This window comes from Martinezella sp. CNPSo 3964 (assembly GCF_057784375.1).
Map to the genome: position 1 here is coordinate 160203 of NZ_JBXSOW010000010.1, position 16617 is coordinate 176819.

The window sequence follows — 16617 nt, forward strand, 5'->3', positions numbered from 1 at the left end:
TGTTAACGTGTTAAGTAAATAAGAGATCGGGAGGACTCAATGCCACATCTCGCCATCGAGTATTCGGCCAATCTGGAGGGCCGCTCCGATATCGGTGCGCTCTGCGAGCGGCTGCTGAAGACGGTTCTGGATACCGGGCTTTTCGAGGTCGGCGCCGTGCGGGTGCGCGCCTTTCGCGCCGAGCACTACGCAATCGCCGACAGGCTGCCCGAAAACGCCTTCGTGGATCTTAACTTCCGCATCGGCAAGGGCCGCACGGATGAGGAAAAGAAGCGCACCGGCGAGGCGATCTTCGCCGCGGCCATCGACATACTCGCTCCGCTCTTCGAGACGCCGCATTTCGCCCTCTCGCTGGAGATCCGCGAGATCGATGCGGAGCTCAGCTGGAAGAAAAACGCCATTCATCCGCGGCTGCGCGGCAAGTGACACTTTCCCTTCGCGGGACGACGTAACACCAAAGGAATAGACGATGTCCAAACTGCAGGAAAACATCGCAAAGGCCGAAGACTTTCTGGCCCGGTTCAAGGATAGCGGCGTACTGAACCGCATCAATGGCGAGGATGTGCGGGCCGATGATGGTTCCACGTTCGAAACCATCTCCCCCGTCGACCTGAAGCCGCTTGCTACCGTTGCTCGCGGCAAGGCTGCCGACATCGATCGCGCTGCAAAGGCCGCAAAAGTCGCTTTCGCAGATTGGGCCGCCATGCCGGGCGACGCGCGCAAGAAGCTGCTGCACAAGATTGCCGATGCGATCGTGGCCCGCGCCGAAGAGATTGCCTTCGTCGAATGCATGGACACCGGACAATCGCTGAAGTTCATGGCCAAGGCCGCCCTGCGCGGCGCGGAGAACTTCCGCTTCTTCGCCGACCGTGCGCCGGAAGCGCGTGACGGCAAGGCGATCCGCGCCGAAGGCCAGGTGAACCTGACGACACGCGTGCCGATTGGCCCAGTCGGCATCATCACGCCCTGGAACACGCCCTTCATGCTGTCGACCTGGAAGATAGCACCGGCGCTTGCCGCAGGCTGCACCATCGTCCACAAGCCCGCCGAATTCTCGCCGCTGACCGCCCGCCTTCTGGTCGAGATCGCCGAGGAAGCCGGCCTGCCGAAGGGTGTCTGGAACCTCGTCAACGGCTTCGGCGAGGACGCCGGCAAGGCTCTCACGGAACACCCGTTGATCAAGGCGATCGGTTTCGTCGGCGAAAGCCGCACCGGCTCGATGATCATGAAGCAGGGCGCCGACACGCTGAAGCGGGTGCATTTCGAGCTCGGCGGCAAGAACCCGGTCATCGTCTTTGCCGATGCCGATCTTGAGCGCGCAGCCGATGCGGCCGTCTTCATGATCTACTCTTTGAACGGCGAGCGCTGCACCTCGTCCTCGCGCCTGCTGGTCGAGGAAAGCGTCTACGACAAGTTCACCGCGATCATCGCCGAGAAGGCGAAGCGCATCAAGGTCGGTCACCCGCTGGACCCCGAAACCGTCGTCGGCCCGCTCGTTCATCCGGTGCATGAGAAAAAGGTGCTGGAATACATCCAGATCGGCCGATCGGAAGGCGCGACGCTTGCTGCCGGCGGCGAGAAGGTCAACGGCCCCGGCGGCGGCTGCTATGTCTCGCCAACCCTGTTTACCGGTGCCAACAACCGGATGCGTATCGCCCAGGAAGAAATCTTCGGGCCGGTGCTGACTGCGATCCCCTTCAAGGACGAAGCGGATGCATTGGCGCTTGCCAATGACGTCCAGTACGGCCTGACCGGCTACCTCTGGACCTCTGACGTCACGCGCTCCTTCCGTTTCACCGATCATCTCGAAGCCGGCATGATCTGGGTGAATTCGGAAAACGTCCGCCATCTGCCGACCCCCTTCGGCGGGGTCAAGAGCTCCGGCATCGGCCGCGACGGCGGCGACTGGTCTTTTGATTTCTACATGGAAACCAAGAACATCGCCTTCGCCACCAAGCCGCACGCGATCCAGAAACTCGGCGGCTGAGCCGCCAATATCCCATAAGTACGCATAAAGAGGAGGAACAAATGCCCCTGCCGAAACCCAATCTCTATCCGCCCTTCAACATCGTGCGCCTCAGCCACATCGAATTCGGCGTCACCGATCTTGCCAAGTCCCGCGCCTTCTATGTCGACACGCTCGGCCTGCAGGTGACAGACGAAACGGCCGATACGATCTACCTGCGTGCGATGGAAGAGCGCGGCCATCACTGCATCGTGCTGAAAAAGTCCGACAAGGCCGAAGCCCGTGATCTCGGCTTCAAGGTGTTCAGCGACGAAGATCTCGACAAGGCGGCGCATTTTTTCAAGGGTAAGGACCTGCCGGTCGAATGGGTCGAGCGCCCCTACCAGGCGCGGACCTTCCGCACCCGCGACCCGCACGGCATACCCCTTGAATTCTATTCGAAGATGGACCGTCTGCCGCCGATCCACCAGAAATACGCGCTCTACAAGGGCGTGAAGCCGCTGCGCATCGACCACTTCAACTGCTTCTCGACCAATGTCGACGAGAGCGTCGCCTTCTATAACGAGCTCGGCTTCCGCGTAACCGAGTATACGGCGGACGAAGAGACCGGCCGCCTCTGGGCCGCGTGGACGCACCGCAAGGGCGGCGTCCACGATATCGCCTTCACCAATGGCCGCGGCCCGCGCCTGCATCACACCGCCTTCTGGGTGCCGACGCCGCTCAACATCATCGACCTGCTCGATCTGATGGCGACGACCGGCTGGGTCGCCAATATCGAGCGCGGTCCGGGACGCCACGGCATTTCCAACGCCTTTTTCCTCTATATCCTCGATCCCGATGGCCATCGCATCGAGATCTATTGCTCGGACTACCAGACCGTCGATCCCGATCTTGAGCCGATCAAGTGGGACCTCAAGGATCCGCAGCGTCAGACGCTTTGGGGCGCGCCGGCTCCCAAATCCTGGTTCGAACATGGTAGCCTGTTTGCCGGTGCGGAAGTGGCCGAGCCTGACCTGAAGGCTCAGCCGATTATCGCTCCTTAAGCGTTACCCTTGAGAGCGGGTGATAAACGCCCGCTCCTCATCAACGTTCGCAAGCGCGAGGAGGCAGTCATGAATTTGAAAGACGCAACATTGTTCCGGCAGGCGGCATTGGTCGGAGGCGATTGGATCGAAGCCGATCCCTCCAATGCGATCAAGGTCGACAATCCTGCCAATGGCGAGATCATCGGTCTGGTTCCCAATCTGGGTGCTGCCGAGACCAAGAAGGCAATTGCTGCAGCCGAAATCGCCCAGAAGGAATGGGCCGGTCGCACCGCCAAGGAGCGCTCCGGTATCCTGCGTCGCTGGTTCGAGCTGATGATGGAAAATCAGGACGATCTTGGACGCATCCTGACGGCCGAACAGGGCAAGCCACTGCCGGAAGCCAAGGGCGAGATCGCCTATGGCGCCAGCTTCGTCGAATGGTTTGCCGAAGAGGCCCGCCGCGTCTATGGCGACATCATCCCCGGCCATCAGAAGGACAAGCGCATTCTGGTCATGAAGCAGCCGATCGGCGTGGTTGCGGCGATTACGCCCTGGAACTTCCCGAATGCGATGATCACCCGCAAGGCCGGCCCGGCTTTTGCTGCCGGCTGCGCCATGGTGCTGAAGCCCGCCTCGCAGACGCCGTTCTCGGCAATTGCGATCGCGGTACTGGCAGAACGCGCCGGCCTGCCCCAGGGACTGTTCAGCGTGATCACGGGCTCGGCACGCGCGATCGGCGCGGAGATGACCGCAAGCCCGATCGTCCGCAAGCTCACCTTCACCGGCTCGACCGAAGTCGGCGCCGAACTCTACAAGCAGAGCGCGCCGACCATCAAGAAGCTCGGCCTCGAACTTGGAGGCAACGCACCCTTTATCGTGTTTGACGACGCCGATCTCGATGCCGCTGTCGAAGGCGCGCTAATCGCCAAGTTCCGCAACAACGGCCAGACCTGCGTCTGCGCTAACAGGCTTTACGTGCAGGACGACGTCTACGATGCCTTTGCCGAGAAGCTCTCCGAGGCTGTCGGTGCGCTCAAGACCGGCAACGGCTTTGACGAAGGCATCAATCTCGGCCCACTGATCGATGAGGCGGCTCTTGCCAAGGTCGAAGAGCACGTCGCCGATGCCCTTTCCAAGGGCGGCCGCGTCGTTGCCGGCGGTCATCGCCATCAGCTCGGCGGACGCTTCTATGAGGCGACCGTGCTTGCCGACGTCACGCCATCAATGGCCGTAGCGAAGGAAGAGACCTTCGGTCCCGTGGCTCCCCTCTTTCGCTTCAGGGACGAGGCCGATGTCATCGCCCAGGCCAATGACACCGAGTTCGGCCTTGCCTCCTACTTCTATGCCAAGGACCTCGCCCGCGTCTTCCGCGTCGCCGAAGCCCTGGAATATGGCATGGTCGGCGTCAATACCGGCCTGATCTCGACAGCCGAAGCGCCTTTCGGCGGCGTCAAGCTCTCCGGCCTCGGCCGCGAGGGATCGCGCTACGGCATCGAGGAATTCACCGAAATCAAATATGTCTGCCTCGGCGGCGTCGTCTGAGGTCAAGAGAAGGCCATGAAAGCATGACCCATCCAAGATTCCTGTCTTTTTCGAGAAACGGCCATTATGGCTACGGGCTTGCGGTCGATGGCGGTGTCGTCGATCTGTCGGCCCGCCATGGCGCGACATGGCCGACGCTGCGCGAAGTGATCGAGGCCGGTGGCCTCGCTCAACTCGCCGAAGAAGGTAAAGCGCTGAAGCCGGATTTCGCGTTGGACGACATCCGCTTCGAAATTCCCATTCCGTCGCCGGAAAAGATCATTTGCGTCGGGGTCAATTTCCCCGACCGCAACGAGGAATACAAGGATGGACAGGCTGCCCCCTCCAATCCCTCGCTCTTCATTCGTTTTCCGCGCTCGTTCACCGGCCACGACCAGCCGCTGATCCGGCCGCCGGAAAGCCCGCAGCTCGACTACGAAGGCGAGATCGTCATCGTCATCGGCAAGGGCGGCCGCCGGATTGCCGAAGCCGATGCCTTCTCGCATATCGCAGCCCTGTCGCTCTGCAACGAAGGCACGATCCGCGACTGGGTTCGGCACGCAAAATTCAACGTCACCCAGGGCAAGAACTTCGATAATACCGGCTCGATCGGCCCCTGGCTGATCCCCTTCACCGATGCCGCCCAGCTCGACGACATCGAGCTTAAAACCCGCGTCAACGGCGAAGTGCGCCAGAGCGACCGCACCAGCCGGATGATCTTCTCCTTCCGCAAGATCATCAACTACATCTCTACCTTCACCACGCTCGTACCCGGTGACGTCATCGTCACGGGCACACCGACCGGTGCCGGCGCTCGCTTCGATCCTCCGATCTGGCTGAAGCCGGGCGATGTCGTGGAAATTGAAGCCGATGGCCTCGGCATCCTGAAAAACACCATCGCCGATGAGGTGCGTTGATGCTGTCGCATGACGAAATCCAGGCTGCGGCCGAAAGCCTCGATCAGGCGGAGCGGACGCGCGTTCAAACAGGTCTCCTCTCGCTGAAGCACCCGCAGATGACCATGGACGATTCCTATGCCGTCCAGAGCGCATGGGTGCAGAAGAAGATCGCTCAGGGACGCAAGCCGATCGGCTGGAAGATCGGGCTGACGTCGAAGGCGATGCAATATGCCCTCAATATCAACATTCCCGATTCCGGCGTGCTCTTCGACGACATGGTTTTCGAAGACGGCGCGACGGTGCCAGCCGATCGCTTTATTCAGCCGCGTATCGAGGCCGAGATCGCCTTCGTCATGAAGGCGCCGCTCAAGGGGCCGAACGTTTCGATCTTCGATGTGCTGAATGCCACCGACTACGTCACGCCAGCCCTCGAGATCCTCGATACCCGCATCCTTCGCGTCGATCCCGAGACGAAGAAGGCACGTACCATCGTCGACACGATCGCCGACAATGCCGCCAATGCCGGTATCGTCATCGGCGGTCGCGCCGTGAAGCCCGACCAGATCGATATGCGCTGGATGGGCGCGATCGTCAGCCGCAATGCGGAAGTCGAGGAGACGGGCCTTGGCGCGGGCGTGCTCAACCAGCCCGCACGCGGCGTCGCCTGGCTTGCCAACCGACTGTCGCAATATGGCGACGGCATCGAAGCCGGCCAGATCGTGCTTGCTGGCTCGTTCATCCGCCCGATCGAGGCGCGGCACGGCGATACGATCAATGCCGATTTCGGTCCCTACGGATCGGTCAGCCTGTTCTTTGCATGAAGGAGTAAGATATGCCGGCGCCCAAGAACCTCTTCAAGCAAGCCCTCAAGGAAGGGCGGGCGCAGATCGGCCTATGGCAGGCGCTCGCCAATGCCTACACCGTCGAAATCTCGGCCGGCGCCGGCTACGACTGGCTGCTGCTCGATGCCGAGCATGCGCCGAACGACGTGCCGCTTCTCGTCTCGCAGCTGCAGGCCTTGAAGGGCACTGCAAGCCACGCAATCATCCGTCCGCCGATCGGCGAGACCTGGATCATCAAGCAGATGCTCGATATCGGCGCCCAGACCTTGCTGATCCCGATGGTCGACAGCAAGGAAATGGCCGAAACCATGGTCAAGGCTGTGCGATACCCGCCGCATGGCGTGCGCGGCGTCGGGGCAGCGCTTGCCCGCGCGTCGGCCTTCAACCGCATTCCGGACTATCTGTCGACAGCCAATGAAGAGATCTGCCTGCTCCTGCAGGTGGAAAGCCGCGCGGGACTTGCAGCACTCGACGACATCGCCTCGACCGAAGGCGTCGATGGGGTCTTCATTGGACCATCCGATCTCGCCGCCGACATGGGCTATCTCGGCAAGCCGGGCGCGCCGGAAGTGCAGGCGGAAGTCGAAAGGGCACTGGCAAAAATCCAGTCGCACGGCAAGGCCGCCGGCATCCTGATCGGCGACCTCTCTCTGGCCAAACGCTATCTCGAGCTTGGCGCCATGTTCGTCGCAATCGGCAACGATGTAACCCTGCTTGCCAATGCCACGATCAAGCTCCTCGACGATTTCAAGAAGGCGGATGCCGCCAAGCCAGCTCAAGACATAAAGGTCTATTGATCGCAAACACTACCTCCCCGGCATCGCGTGACCTTGCGCCTCATCACGCAAATTTCGGTACAGAGAAAGCGTTGTGCACGCTCAGTCAAAACGGACTGCACAGCTGGACGCGACGCCTCCGCACGCATCGGTCATCATGAACCGGAAAGCTAAGAGGAGGAAACATGCGTTTCAGGAACAAGACCGCCCTGGTCACCGGCGGCGGCACGGGCATCGGCGCTGCAGTTGCCCGCCGCATTAGGCAGGAAGGCGGCAATGTCGCGCTGGTCGGGCGTCGTCCCGAGCCGCTTCGCGCCGTTGCAGATGAAATCGGCGCCACCATCGTTGCCGCCGATGCTGCCGATGGCGCCGCGATGAAGGCAGCCGTGGAGAAAGTGGTCGAGACCCATGGCGGCCTCGATATTCTGATTGCCAATGCCGGCGGCCATGGCGTCGGGCCGACGGTCAGCATGTCCGACGAGACCTGGGATCTCGCGGTGCGCCTCAACCTCAACACCGCCTTTGTCAGCGCCCGCGAATCCCTGCCGCATCTCATCAAGAACCAGGGAAATATCGTCGTTCTCGCCTCGATCGCCGGGCTGTTTGCCGGTCCGGATGCGGCCGGCTACGTCACCATGAAGCATGGCTGCATCGGGCTCGCGAAATCGCTGGCGCGCGACTACGGCCGCAAGGGTGTCCGCACCAACACCGTCTGCCCGGGTTGGGTCACGACTGCCATGGCCGACGAGCAGATGGAATTCATCGTCGAGAAATACAAGCTGAACAGCATCGAGGAAGCCTACGCGCTCGTGACCAAGGACGTGCCGCTTGGCCGCCCTGCAAGCGCCGACGACGTCGCCAATGCCGTCTGTTTTCTGGCTTCGGGCGAAGCTTCGATGATCAACGGCGCTGTCCTGACGGTCGATGGCGGCGCCGGCACAGTCGATTTGCCGACACTGGCTTTTGTAGAATAAGGGGGAGGAAATACCGATGAACCAGAATCCGAAGGACTGGAAAACCTACGACGAATTTGCCTATGGCATCGATACGAACCGGCTGCCGGCAACGGAGGCCCTGACCGGCGCGTCTCACAAGATCTCGTTCGATGACGGCCGCACGCTGGAACTTGCCTTCGCCAAGGGTGAGGTCAAATGGTCTGATGGCAAGGATAGCGGCACCGACATGTCCGAGGTGATCGAAGTCGCGCCGAAGACCTATTTCATCGAGATCATCTTTGCCGGCCGTCCCAAGGAAGCCGAAACGCTGATCCTCAACACCGAAACGCGCCGGGCGCTTTCCATCTATTCCATCGTTCGTGAACTCAAGGATTCTGTCGGCGAGCCGCAGGTCGCGCAGATCTTCCGCCCAGGCGTCATCGAGGGTGGTACAGCAAGCGGGCCGGTGCCGCATGAAAGCCGTGATCTGATCGGGCTCAGAGCGCACTTCACCTACAGCCCCAACCACGTCTACGAGCACACCTATCTCTCGTCGCAGCGCTACGCCTGGCAGTGCCTCGTCGGCGTGCAGCGCGGCCATGGCGATGTCGACCTCACCACGACCTACAAGTTCGACGACAGTCTCTACATCTTCACTTTCCGCGAATTCAAGATCGCGGTCGCATCCACTTTCTTCTACAATTTCAATGATATGCGTTCGACAGGCAAGTTCCTCGGCATCACGGGCGACGGCCGTATCCAGAACAGCCCCGCCGGTGCCTTCATCCGCAAGGCTTCGATGACCTATTACCTGCCCGGCCAGGAACCTGTGTGAGGACGCCATGCGCAAAGCATTCGATATCGTAAAGGCGCATTACGACGCCAACGCCCGCCGCGACATGGATGGCATGCTCGCCGACATCGCAGCCGATTGCCGCTGGACGGAAATGGACGGCTTTCCCTGCGCCGGCACCTATGTCGGACCGCAGGAGATCTTCAAGAACGTCTTCCAGGCGCTCGGACAGGCTTTTGACGGATACACCTTCAAGCTCGAACGTCTCCTCGACGCCGGCGATGAAGTGGTTGCCGTTGGGGATTACAGCGGTACGAACAAGCAAACCGGAAAGGCCTTCAAGGCCCGCGTCGTGCATGTGTGGGCCGTGGCAGGAGATAAGATCCGACGTTTCGAGCAGTTCACGGATACGCTGAGAGTGGCCGAATCCATGCGATGAGTAACGAGGCGGCTTGGCTCCGACCAAGCCGCCTTATCTGCCTAGGACATACCGACCTTGCGCCATTGCGACGGCGAAACACCATAGCGATGGCGGAACGCGCGTGAAAAATGCGCGCTGGAGGAAAAGCCGAGCGCGAAAGCGATCCCGGATATTTCTCCGGCATAGCCGCCGGCTTCCCGCAGCTGTTCCGCGGCTTTTTGCACGCGCAGATCCCAGATGTAATCCGAGGGCGTCAGGCGTTCGGCCTCAAAGGCACGGTAGACGTAGCGCACCGAGCAGCCCATGCGGCGCGCGATCATCGCCACCGTCAGGTCCGGTCGTTCGAGGTTGATATCGATGAAGTCCTTGATCCGCTGCAACAGTACGCCAAGCGGATTGGCGATGGATCTTGCCTGCGGCGGATCGGCGCCGATCATGGTGCGCACAAGCTCGATCATGGTCTGGCCGACGCTCGCGCGCCTGGCCTCGTCGAGATGATCGACCTCGTGGATGGTCGAGTCCATGAGCGACAGAAGTATCCGGCACATTCCGTCTTGCTCGGCATGCGCGGTAAAGGGCCGTGCCAGTCGTTCGACCGCCATCGTGGGCAGTGCGTGACGCGGCAATTGCAGCAGCAGCTGGCGGACCGGCGTGCTGTTCGTCAGCATATAGGGGCGGCTTGGATCGTAGATGACGACTGCATTCCGCGAGACGGGCGCGTGCAATCCACCTTGCGTCAGCGAGGCGCTGCCCTCCGTCTGCACGATCAGCTTGATCGCGTCCGGATCACCCGGTGCCGCTGTCACGTGATCGCCGAAGACGACATGCCGATCCGCCTCCAGCCGTGTCAGCCGGCAAGCTCCCAGCATGGCAGACGTCATCCGGCTCTTTTCCTCGTCGGCGGCGCCGAAATCGAGCCGGACATTGCCGAAGAGATTGCGCGCCAGCCCCGCGAACGCTCTGCCGCTGGCGCTGTCGACATGCCGGTGAAGTGCTGCGGCCATGATTGTGGTCCTCAAAAAAGCGAGATATCTTCATCGCCTCAGCTCGCCAGATAGGCGCCATGCAGAATGTCCGGCTGCGCCTTCAACGTCACGGCAGCACCCGAAAAGACGAGGCGCCCGCGCTCCAGCACGAGTGCCTGGTCGGCAAGATCAAGCGCAAGATTGGCGAACTGCTCGATCAATAGGACGCCGATGCCGCGCACGGCGGCAATTTTCAGCGCCTCGGCCAGTCGCTTGACAACGGCCGGCGCCAGGCCGAGTGACAGCTCATCGACGATCATGAATCGTGGCTTGGCGATGAAGGCCTGCGCCATCGCCACCATCTGCTTCTGGCCGCCGGAGAGATCCGATGCCGATTGACGCCGACGCTCCGAAAGCTCGGGAAAGATCTCATAGGCATGGGCGAGACCCTCTCGGCGCGCGGCCGCCGATCCTTCAAGGGCCGCCACGAGGATATTGTCCTCGACGGAAAGCTGCCCGAGCACGCGATGCCCCTCGGGGACAAGTGCAAGACCGGCACGGCGAATGCGATCCGGTGAAAAACCTTCGAGCGCCGCACCACCGAGACGTACCGAGCCGCCGCGCGGCAAGACGCCGGCCATCGCCATGACCGTGCTCGACTTGCCCGCCCCGTTGGCGCCGAGAAGCGTCGTAATCTTCCCGACCGCGACGGAGAAGGAAACGTCATGAATAACACGCTTGCCGCCGCGCTCGACGACGAGATTTTCGACACAGATTTCGGATGTGGTGTCCATGTCAGAACTCCCCCAGATAGGCACGTCGCACATTGGGATCAGCCAGCACGGCCTGTGTCGGACCGAGCGCCAGTAGCTTGCCGTAGTCGAGCACCATAGTTTCGCTGCACATGGAGCGGATGAGATCGACGTCATGGTCGATGATGAGAACCTGCGCGCGGAACTCCGCCGGGATGCGCAACACCAGCTCGCGAAAGGCCTTGCCCTCTTCTTCAGTCAACCCCGCGGCCGGTTCATCGAGCAGAATGAGCTTCGGCTCGCCGACGACGCATTTCGCCAGTTCGACAAGGCGGCGCTGGAAGAGATTGAGGGTTTGCCCAAGCCGATCAGCAACATCCGTCAGGCCGACGAAGGCAAGGGCCTGATCGACCGCACGGGCATGATGTCCAGCGCCAACGACGTGATCGGCGATTGCGGCGATGTTGCCTGCAACCGTCAAGTCTTCCACCACCTGCTCCGTCTGGAACGAACGGCGCAGGCCTGCGCGCACCCGCTGTAGTGGCGTCATAGGTAATAACGCCCGCTCGCCGAGCGAGATCGAGCCCTGGATGGGCTTCACAAAACCGGAGAGCACATTGAGCAATGTGGTCTTGCCCGCACCGTTCGGACCGATAAGACCGGCGACGGGTGCTGTCAGGACCGCGCTCAATTCATTGATCGGCCGCACGCCACCGAACTGCACGATGAGATTGTCGATCTTGATCATCGCGCCCTCCCCCGGGAAAGAGCGGCATTCAGCCAGGCGATGAGACCCGATATCTGCCCGGCAATGCCGGTTGGTGCGGTCGCCAGCGCATGAAAAAGGGCGACGCCGAAAATCCCGATCGTGACATAGCCGTCTATGCCGAGATCGGTGAGCAGCGCCGGCACGGCACGCAGCAGCAGGCCAGCGATGATGGCACCGTACCAGTTGAAGACACCGCCGACGATCGCAAGCGCGAAGAGGTTGAGGCTTTCGAAGGCGCCAAAGGCGCGCCCATCGAGCTGGCCGACATTGCCCGCCAGCAGTCCGCCGGCAAGACCGGCGAGAAAGCCGCTCAATGCAAACGCCCAGGCCTTGTAGATCAGCACGTTGACACCGCTTGCAACGGCAACCGTCTCGCCCTTGCGGATCAGCGCCCATGCCCGGCCGGGACGGGCAAGCTTATGCCATTGCGCGATCAGCAGACCGATCGCCGCCACTGCACAGACATAGAGGAAATAGGAGACTTCCCCATCGGCGATAACAGGCCTTGCCAGCATCGCGCGGCCGGAACCATCGGCCCGACCGAGGAAGCCGGGACCGCCATCCGGAAAACCCCAAGCGCTGATGACGATCTGGAAGGCGCCGGCGAGCATCAGCGTCACGAGCGCGAGATAAAGACCGCGCAGGCGCAAGGCCGGCACGCCGAATGCCAATCCCACCATCGAAGCAACGACACCGCCGGCAAGCAGGCTCAATTCGAACGGCGGATGAAAGGCGTGGCCGACGCGAAGCGTCACCCAGCCGCCGACGCCGACGAGGGCGAACTGGCAAAGGGAGACAAGACCGAGCTGACCGTAGAGAATGGCAAGCCCGGCAACAGACAGCGACAGAGCGACAGCCGAGGTTGCCGCGGACAGCCAGAAGGAATTGGCAAGCAAGGCAACGACGAGCGAGAAGATCACCATCGTCACGGGCACATGAAGAAGCTGCTTGGGCAGACGCACCATCGATAGGCTTTCAGCTGTTGGGGCGATTGTTTGCTCCTGAATGGTCATCGGTCCTTCAACGCGGCCCTGGCCGTGCCTCCAAGAATGGTGACCGCGACGAGCGCGATGATGAAAGGCGCTGCTGCGCGATAGGGCGATATCCAGGCGATCGGCGTCAGCACGGCTTCGGCGATACCGATCAAGATGCCGGCAACGGCCGTTTGCCAAAGCGACTGCAGCTGGCCGAGGATCGCTGCGGCGATTGCCGGGATCACCAGCAGGGTGAGAAAGGTGCCCTGCAACCGGACGAGATCGGCCAACAACAGGCCGGCAAACCCGGAGAAAATGCCGGTCATGATCCATGCAGCGGTTTCGGTATAAAGGATGCGGACGCCGAGGATGGCGCTGAGATCACGATCATTGGCAAGGGCGCGCATATCCAAACCAAGGCGCGTGCGGGTCAAAAGCAGCGTGATCGCCACGACCATGACGATGGCGAGGATGATCGCGATGATGCGCGTGTAGGTCAGGCGCACGGCGAAGAGAGAAACGAACATCTGGTCGGTCGGGAACTGAAGACGACGCGGCAGCTCGCCCCAGATGACGCCCATGATGGCGATCAGGATCAGCGCCGGCGCGAGGGTGCCGACAGCGCGCACGACAATATCGCGATGCGACAGCATGGGCGCGAAGACCCGGCCATAGAGGAAGCTGATCGCCGTCGAGACGGTAACGGCGGCCAGGATGGCAACGGCGAGCGGCATCTTCCACTCCAGCAATTGCCAGGCGCAATGGGCTCCGATCGCACCGAAGGCTCCGAATGCGAAATTGAGAACGCCAGTCGCCCGAAACAGGACGACAAGACCGACGCCGGACAGCGCATAGACGGCACCGATCCCCAGCCCGGAAATGACGAAAGGTAGAAGGTTCATGGATCGATCCTCTACGGCGCTGCGCGCTTTCAGACACGCGAAGGACGCCGTAACGCTTTAGATCAACGCATCGAGCTTTCCGAAAATCGATCCCGATTTTCGAGCCGATGTGTAAGGTCGTTCGGCTCCGCGACTTTTGCCGCGAAGCCGATAGCAGGCGTCAGGGCTCAGTTGATGCCAGCAGACTTTTCGAAGGCACGGACGTCCTTCAGCTCCGGATCCGGCGACGGTGCGCAATCGGAAACGACTTTCCACTTGCCGCCTTCGCTGACAGCCATGCGCGTCGTCGAGTTCGCATTGTGGCGCGGCTGACCATCGCCGAAGTACCACGGGGCGCAGAAGATATCGCTCTTGAAATCCTTGATCCCTCGCACGGCGGCAGAGGCGGTCTCGCGGTTGATATTGGCCGGATCGAGCGTCATCAGCGCCTTTTCGGCAATACGTGCCGCAAGATAACCCGCCTGGGCGAAGGTATCGCGCGGGTCGGACTTCTGGCCGTACTGATCCATGACGGCGAGCCAGTTCTGATTGTCCGGGGTCTGCGCATTGAGATCGTTGAATTCCATGTTCACATAGAATTTTCCGTCCCAACCCGAACCGATGGTGGTGGGAACAGAGAGATCATAGGCAGAGGCTGCGCTGAGGAAGGTGATCGTCTGGTTCAGGCCCTGCTCTTCAGCCGCCGTCAGCAGCGGCACGGCCACGCCCTTCGACAGGCCGAGCACGATGACATCGGGCTTGCTGGAAGCTGCTTGCAGGATGATCGACGTGGCGTCAGCCGACCCCGGATCCATCAGGATCGTCTGCGCGGCAAAGCCCTTTTCCTTCGCAAGCAGCATCACGCCATCGCAGGACCATGTGCCGACATTCGGGATGTTCGGGCCGATGCAGACGACGGACTTCGCATTCAGCTTGTCGAGCGCATAACCCATAGCACCAAGCATGGAGACACGCGGGCCGGCATTGGTCGGCGCATAATTCTCAGCGAAATAGCATTCACGCGGCACGCCGACGCCGGCGACGACAAGAATGCCCGACTTCTTGTAGAAATCGGCATTCGCCCCGCATTCGACATAGCTGGAATTGCCGACCATCAGCACGGCCTTCTCGTCGTTGACGAGCTTTGCGGCGAGCTGCGCGGCGATTTCCGGATTCCACTGGTCATCCTCGACCAGATACTTGACCGGCCGGCCCTTGATGCCGCCATTGGCGTTCAGGCAATCGAAATAGGCCTTTGCTGCCTTGGTGGAATTTGAGAAGTCGTCCGGTCCGGTCTTGCCGGTGATGGCGCCGATGATGATCGGCTCACCTGTTGCCGGCTTGCCGCTATTGTCGCCGCAGGATGTGGCCGCATGCGCGCTGAACGCAGACACGAGCATTAGAAAAAGGCTGATCGCCAGCCCTCTCAGATTGATAGGCATTGTCTCCTCCCAGTTGTTGTCCCGTTCCCCACGGGCTCTTTGCTTCCCCGATTTCCGGCTCAGCCGGAAATCGCCTTTCCAGTCATGAAGGCAGCGGCCTTCGCCGCAATCATCATTGTCGGGGCATTGGTGTTGCCGGATACCAGGGTCGGCATGACAGAGGCGTCGCAGATGCGTAGCCCCTGGATCCCACGCACCTTCAGGTCCGGCCCGACAACGGCCATGCGATCATCCGTCCGGCCCATGCGGGCTGTGCCCGCGGGGTGGAACACCGTCTTGCAGGATTGCCGGATGTAATCGCGCAGGGCTTCGGGATCCTTCTCGACACCGGGCTTCGGCAGCAGGCGGCGCTTGACCAGCTTGGCAAGCGCCGGCGCATCAAGGATGCGGATCGCCGTTTCGACACCGCGCACCAGAGTTTCAAGATCAGCGGGGTCGGACAACAGATTGGCATTAAAATCCGTCTGCTCGGTCGGATTTTTGCTCTTCAGCCTTATCCAGCCGCGTGAGCGCGGCCGCAGATAGCACGGACCGATACTCAGGCCGTGACCCGGCTCGGGGTCACGGTCGACGAAACCGATCAGAACAGGCAGAACATGGAACTGCACATCCGGCTGCCCGGTGCCAGCCGTATCGATAAAGCCGCCGCATTCGACAACGTTGGACGTCAACAACCCGCGATGCGACGTCAGATAACGCAGCATATGACCGGTGGCCCGAAGCCCCTTGTCATGGCCGAGGATCGAGATCGGCTCGCGCGTTTCGCCCTGCACCGGCACTTCCAGATGATCCTGATAATTGGCACCGACGCCGGGCAAATCCGCTACGACCTTGATGCCGAGCGAGGAAAGATGTTCGCCGTCACCGATACCCGACAGCTGAAGGATTTTCGGCGTTGCAATGGCGCCGGCGGTGAGCGCGATTTCGCGCGATGCCTTGAAGATCGTGCCGTCGAGCAGCTCGACGCCGACGGCCTTCTGCCCTTCGAACAGGATGCGGGCAACCTTGCGCTCCGTCAGCACGGTCAGGTTCGGCCGCTTCTCTGCCTCGCGCAAAAAGGCCTGCGCCGAACTCCAGCGCCGACCGCCATAAGTGGTGCTCTGATAGAAGCCTACGCCGGCCTGATCCGCACCGTTGAAATCGTCATTGTGGGGAATGCCGATTTCGGTCGCCGCCTTGATGAAGGCTTCGCTCAGGGGATGGCGATGACGCGGATCGGAAACGCGCAAGCCACCCTTGCTGCCATGGTACTCGCCGTTCAGCCGCTCATTGTTCTCAAGCGAGCGGAAAGCCGGCAGCACATCCTCGTAGGACCAGCCCTGGCAGCCCATCTGTGACCAGGTGTCATAGTCGTTGCGATGGCCGCGAATGTAGATCATCGCGTTCACGGAGCTGCCGCCGCCCAGTACATTGCCCTGCGGCACGATGCTCGGCCGCCCGTTCAGGCCCTTATCAGGGTTCGAGGCATAGGGGTGAATGTCGATGCCCTTGCCGAGCACTTTGAAGAAGGTAGCGGGGATATGGATCCATGGGTCCGAGTCCCGGCGTCCCGACTCGATCAGCAGCACCTTATGCGCCGGATTTTCCGACAAGCGGTTTGCCAGCACGCAGCCCGAGGAGCCACCACCGACGATGATGTAGTCGTAAGTCGTCATG

Annotated in this window: 17 protein-coding genes; 10 read left to right on the forward strand and 7 right to left on the reverse strand. The window is 61.5% G+C overall.

The genetic code is table 11. The annotated features are described in order from the left end of the window. The first annotated feature begins 39 nt into the window (after positions 1-39). The 10 genes from AC13Q5_RS26935 (at position 40) to AC13Q5_RS26980 (ending at position 9196) form a co-directional block, all read left to right on the forward strand. Positions 40-426: a 5-carboxymethyl-2-hydroxymuconate isomerase gene (locus tag AC13Q5_RS26935; protein WP_488503779.1), complete on the forward strand. Its 387-nt coding sequence runs from the start codon at positions 40-42 to the stop codon at positions 424-426. A gap of 43 nt (positions 427-469) precedes the next feature. Next, positions 470-1987, forward strand: a complete 1518-nt coding sequence (gene hpaE / locus AC13Q5_RS26940) for a 5-carboxymethyl-2-hydroxymuconate semialdehyde dehydrogenase (protein WP_488503780.1) — start codon at positions 470-472, stop codon at positions 1985-1987. Positions 1988-2028: 41 nt separating this feature from the next. Beyond that, positions 2029-3009, forward strand: a complete 981-nt coding sequence (hpaD, locus tag AC13Q5_RS26945) for a 3,4-dihydroxyphenylacetate 2,3-dioxygenase (RefSeq protein WP_092707806.1) — start codon at positions 2029-2031, stop codon at positions 3007-3009. A 69-nt stretch (positions 3010-3078) separates the two neighbouring features. Then, positions 3079-4533: an NADP-dependent succinate-semialdehyde dehydrogenase gene (gene gabD, locus AC13Q5_RS26950; protein WP_488503781.1), complete on the forward strand. Its 1455-nt coding sequence runs from the start codon at positions 3079-3081 to the stop codon at positions 4531-4533. Between the two features lie 23 nt (positions 4534-4556). Next, complete coding sequence (locus AC13Q5_RS26955; protein ID WP_488503782.1) at positions 4557-5429, forward strand: fumarylacetoacetate hydrolase family protein; 873 nt, start codon at positions 4557-4559, stop codon at positions 5427-5429. Further along, complete coding sequence (hpaH, locus tag AC13Q5_RS26960) at positions 5429-6232, forward strand: 2-oxo-hept-4-ene-1,7-dioate hydratase (RefSeq protein ID WP_488503783.1); 804 nt, start codon at positions 5429-5431, stop codon at positions 6230-6232. The genes AC13Q5_RS26955 and hpaH overlap by 1 nt, the downstream gene beginning before the upstream one ends. 11 nt (positions 6233-6243) lie before the next feature. Continuing rightward, a complete protein-coding gene (gene hpaI, locus AC13Q5_RS26965) occupies positions 6244-7050 on the forward strand; it encodes a 4-hydroxy-2-oxoheptanedioate aldolase (RefSeq protein WP_488503784.1) in 807 nt (268 codons plus the stop codon). Between the two features lie 164 nt (positions 7051-7214). Further along, complete coding sequence (locus AC13Q5_RS26970) at positions 7215-8003, forward strand: SDR family NAD(P)-dependent oxidoreductase (RefSeq protein ID WP_488503785.1); 789 nt, start codon at positions 7215-7217, stop codon at positions 8001-8003. A gap of 16 nt (positions 8004-8019) precedes the next feature. Further along, a complete protein-coding gene (locus AC13Q5_RS26975; RefSeq protein ID WP_488503786.1) occupies positions 8020-8799 on the forward strand; it encodes a MoaF C-terminal domain-containing protein in 780 nt (259 codons plus the stop codon). Positions 8800-8806: 7 nt separating this feature from the next. Then, positions 8807-9196: a nuclear transport factor 2 family protein gene (locus tag AC13Q5_RS26980; RefSeq protein WP_488503787.1), complete on the forward strand. Its 390-nt coding sequence runs from the start codon at positions 8807-8809 to the stop codon at positions 9194-9196. 41 nt (positions 9197-9237) lie between these two features. Here the strand turns inward: AC13Q5_RS26980 and AC13Q5_RS26985 are convergent, their stop codons facing one another. The 7 genes from AC13Q5_RS26985 to AC13Q5_RS27015 form a co-directional block, all read right to left on the reverse strand. Continuing rightward, positions 9238-10182 carry an AraC-like ligand-binding domain-containing protein gene (locus AC13Q5_RS26985; RefSeq protein WP_488503788.1) on the reverse strand — a complete coding sequence of 315 codons (945 nt, stop codon included), beginning with the start codon at positions 10180-10182 and terminating at the stop codon, positions 9238-9240. Between the two features lie 38 nt (positions 10183-10220). Continuing rightward, positions 10221-10937 (reverse strand): ABC transporter ATP-binding protein, encoded by a 717-nt coding sequence (locus tag AC13Q5_RS26990; protein WP_075853083.1) that lies wholly within the window; start codon positions 10935-10937, stop codon positions 10221-10223. Position 10938: 1 nt separating this feature from the next. Further along, positions 10939-11643: an ABC transporter ATP-binding protein gene (locus AC13Q5_RS26995; protein WP_488503789.1), complete on the reverse strand. Its 705-nt coding sequence runs from the start codon at positions 11641-11643 to the stop codon at positions 10939-10941. Beyond that, positions 11640-12677: a branched-chain amino acid ABC transporter permease gene (locus AC13Q5_RS27000; protein ID WP_488503790.1), complete on the reverse strand. Its 1038-nt coding sequence runs from the start codon at positions 12675-12677 to the stop codon at positions 11640-11642. The genes AC13Q5_RS26995 and AC13Q5_RS27000 overlap by 4 nt, the downstream gene beginning before the upstream one ends. Next, entirely contained in the window at positions 12674-13540 is an 867-nt protein-coding gene (locus tag AC13Q5_RS27005) for a branched-chain amino acid ABC transporter permease (RefSeq protein WP_488503791.1), read from the reverse strand. The genes AC13Q5_RS27000 and AC13Q5_RS27005 overlap by 4 nt, the downstream gene beginning before the upstream one ends. 167 nt (positions 13541-13707) lie before the next feature. After that, positions 13708-14961, reverse strand: coding sequence for an ABC transporter substrate-binding protein (locus tag AC13Q5_RS27010; protein WP_075853079.1), 1254 nt, complete (start codon positions 14959-14961; stop codon positions 13708-13710). Positions 14962-15020: 59 nt separating this feature from the next. Further along, positions 15021-16616 carry a GMC family oxidoreductase gene (locus AC13Q5_RS27015; RefSeq protein WP_488503792.1) on the reverse strand — a complete coding sequence of 532 codons (1596 nt, stop codon included), beginning with the start codon at positions 16614-16616 and terminating at the stop codon, positions 15021-15023. Position 16617: the final 1 nt, after the last annotated feature.

Bases quoted from the DNA above. Each gene is read 5' to 3' on its own strand.
- hpaI (WP_488503784.1), top strand. From the start codon at position 6,244: ATGCCGGCGCCCAAGAACCTCTTCAAGCAAGCCCTCAAGGAAGGGCGG.
- AC13Q5_RS26935 (WP_488503779.1), top strand. From the start codon at position 40: ATGCCACATCTCGCCATCGAGTATTCGGCCAATCTGGAGGGCCGCTCC.
- hpaD (WP_092707806.1), top strand. From the start codon at position 2,029: ATGCCCCTGCCGAAACCCAATCTCTATCCGCCCTTCAACATCGTGCGC.
- AC13Q5_RS26970 (WP_488503785.1), top strand. From the start codon at position 7,215: ATGCGTTTCAGGAACAAGACCGCCCTGGTCACCGGCGGCGGCACGGGC.
- AC13Q5_RS26985 (WP_488503788.1), bottom strand. From the start codon at position 10,182: ATGGCCGCAGCACTTCACCGGCATGTCGACAGCGCCAGCGGCAGAGCG.
- AC13Q5_RS26995 (WP_488503789.1), bottom strand. From the start codon at position 11,643: ATGATCAAGATCGACAATCTCATCGTGCAGTTCGGTGGCGTGCGGCCG.
- hpaH (WP_488503783.1), top strand. From the start codon at position 5,429: ATGCTGTCGCATGACGAAATCCAGGCTGCGGCCGAAAGCCTCGATCAG.
- AC13Q5_RS26990 (WP_075853083.1), bottom strand. From the start codon at position 10,937: ATGGACACCACATCCGAAATCTGTGTCGAAAATCTCGTCGTCGAGCGC.
- AC13Q5_RS27010 (WP_075853079.1), bottom strand. From the start codon at position 14,961: ATGCCTATCAATCTGAGAGGGCTGGCGATCAGCCTTTTTCTAATGCTC.
- AC13Q5_RS27000 (WP_488503790.1), bottom strand. From the start codon at position 12,677: ATGACCATTCAGGAGCAAACAATCGCCCCAACAGCTGAAAGCCTATCG.
- hpaE (WP_488503780.1), top strand. From the start codon at position 470: ATGTCCAAACTGCAGGAAAACATCGCAAAGGCCGAAGACTTTCTGGCC.
- gabD (WP_488503781.1), top strand. From the start codon at position 3,079: ATGAATTTGAAAGACGCAACATTGTTCCGGCAGGCGGCATTGGTCGGA.
- AC13Q5_RS26980 (WP_488503787.1), top strand. From the start codon at position 8,807: ATGCGCAAAGCATTCGATATCGTAAAGGCGCATTACGACGCCAACGCC.
- AC13Q5_RS27005 (WP_488503791.1), bottom strand. From the start codon at position 13,540: ATGAACCTTCTACCTTTCGTCATTTCCGGGCTGGGGATCGGTGCCGTC.
- AC13Q5_RS26975 (WP_488503786.1), top strand. From the start codon at position 8,020: ATGAACCAGAATCCGAAGGACTGGAAAACCTACGACGAATTTGCCTAT.
- AC13Q5_RS27015 (WP_488503792.1), bottom strand. From the start codon at position 16,616: ATGACGACTTACGACTACATCATCGTCGGTGGTGGCTCCTCGGGCTGC.
- AC13Q5_RS26955 (WP_488503782.1), top strand. From the start codon at position 4,557: ATGACCCATCCAAGATTCCTGTCTTTTTCGAGAAACGGCCATTATGGC.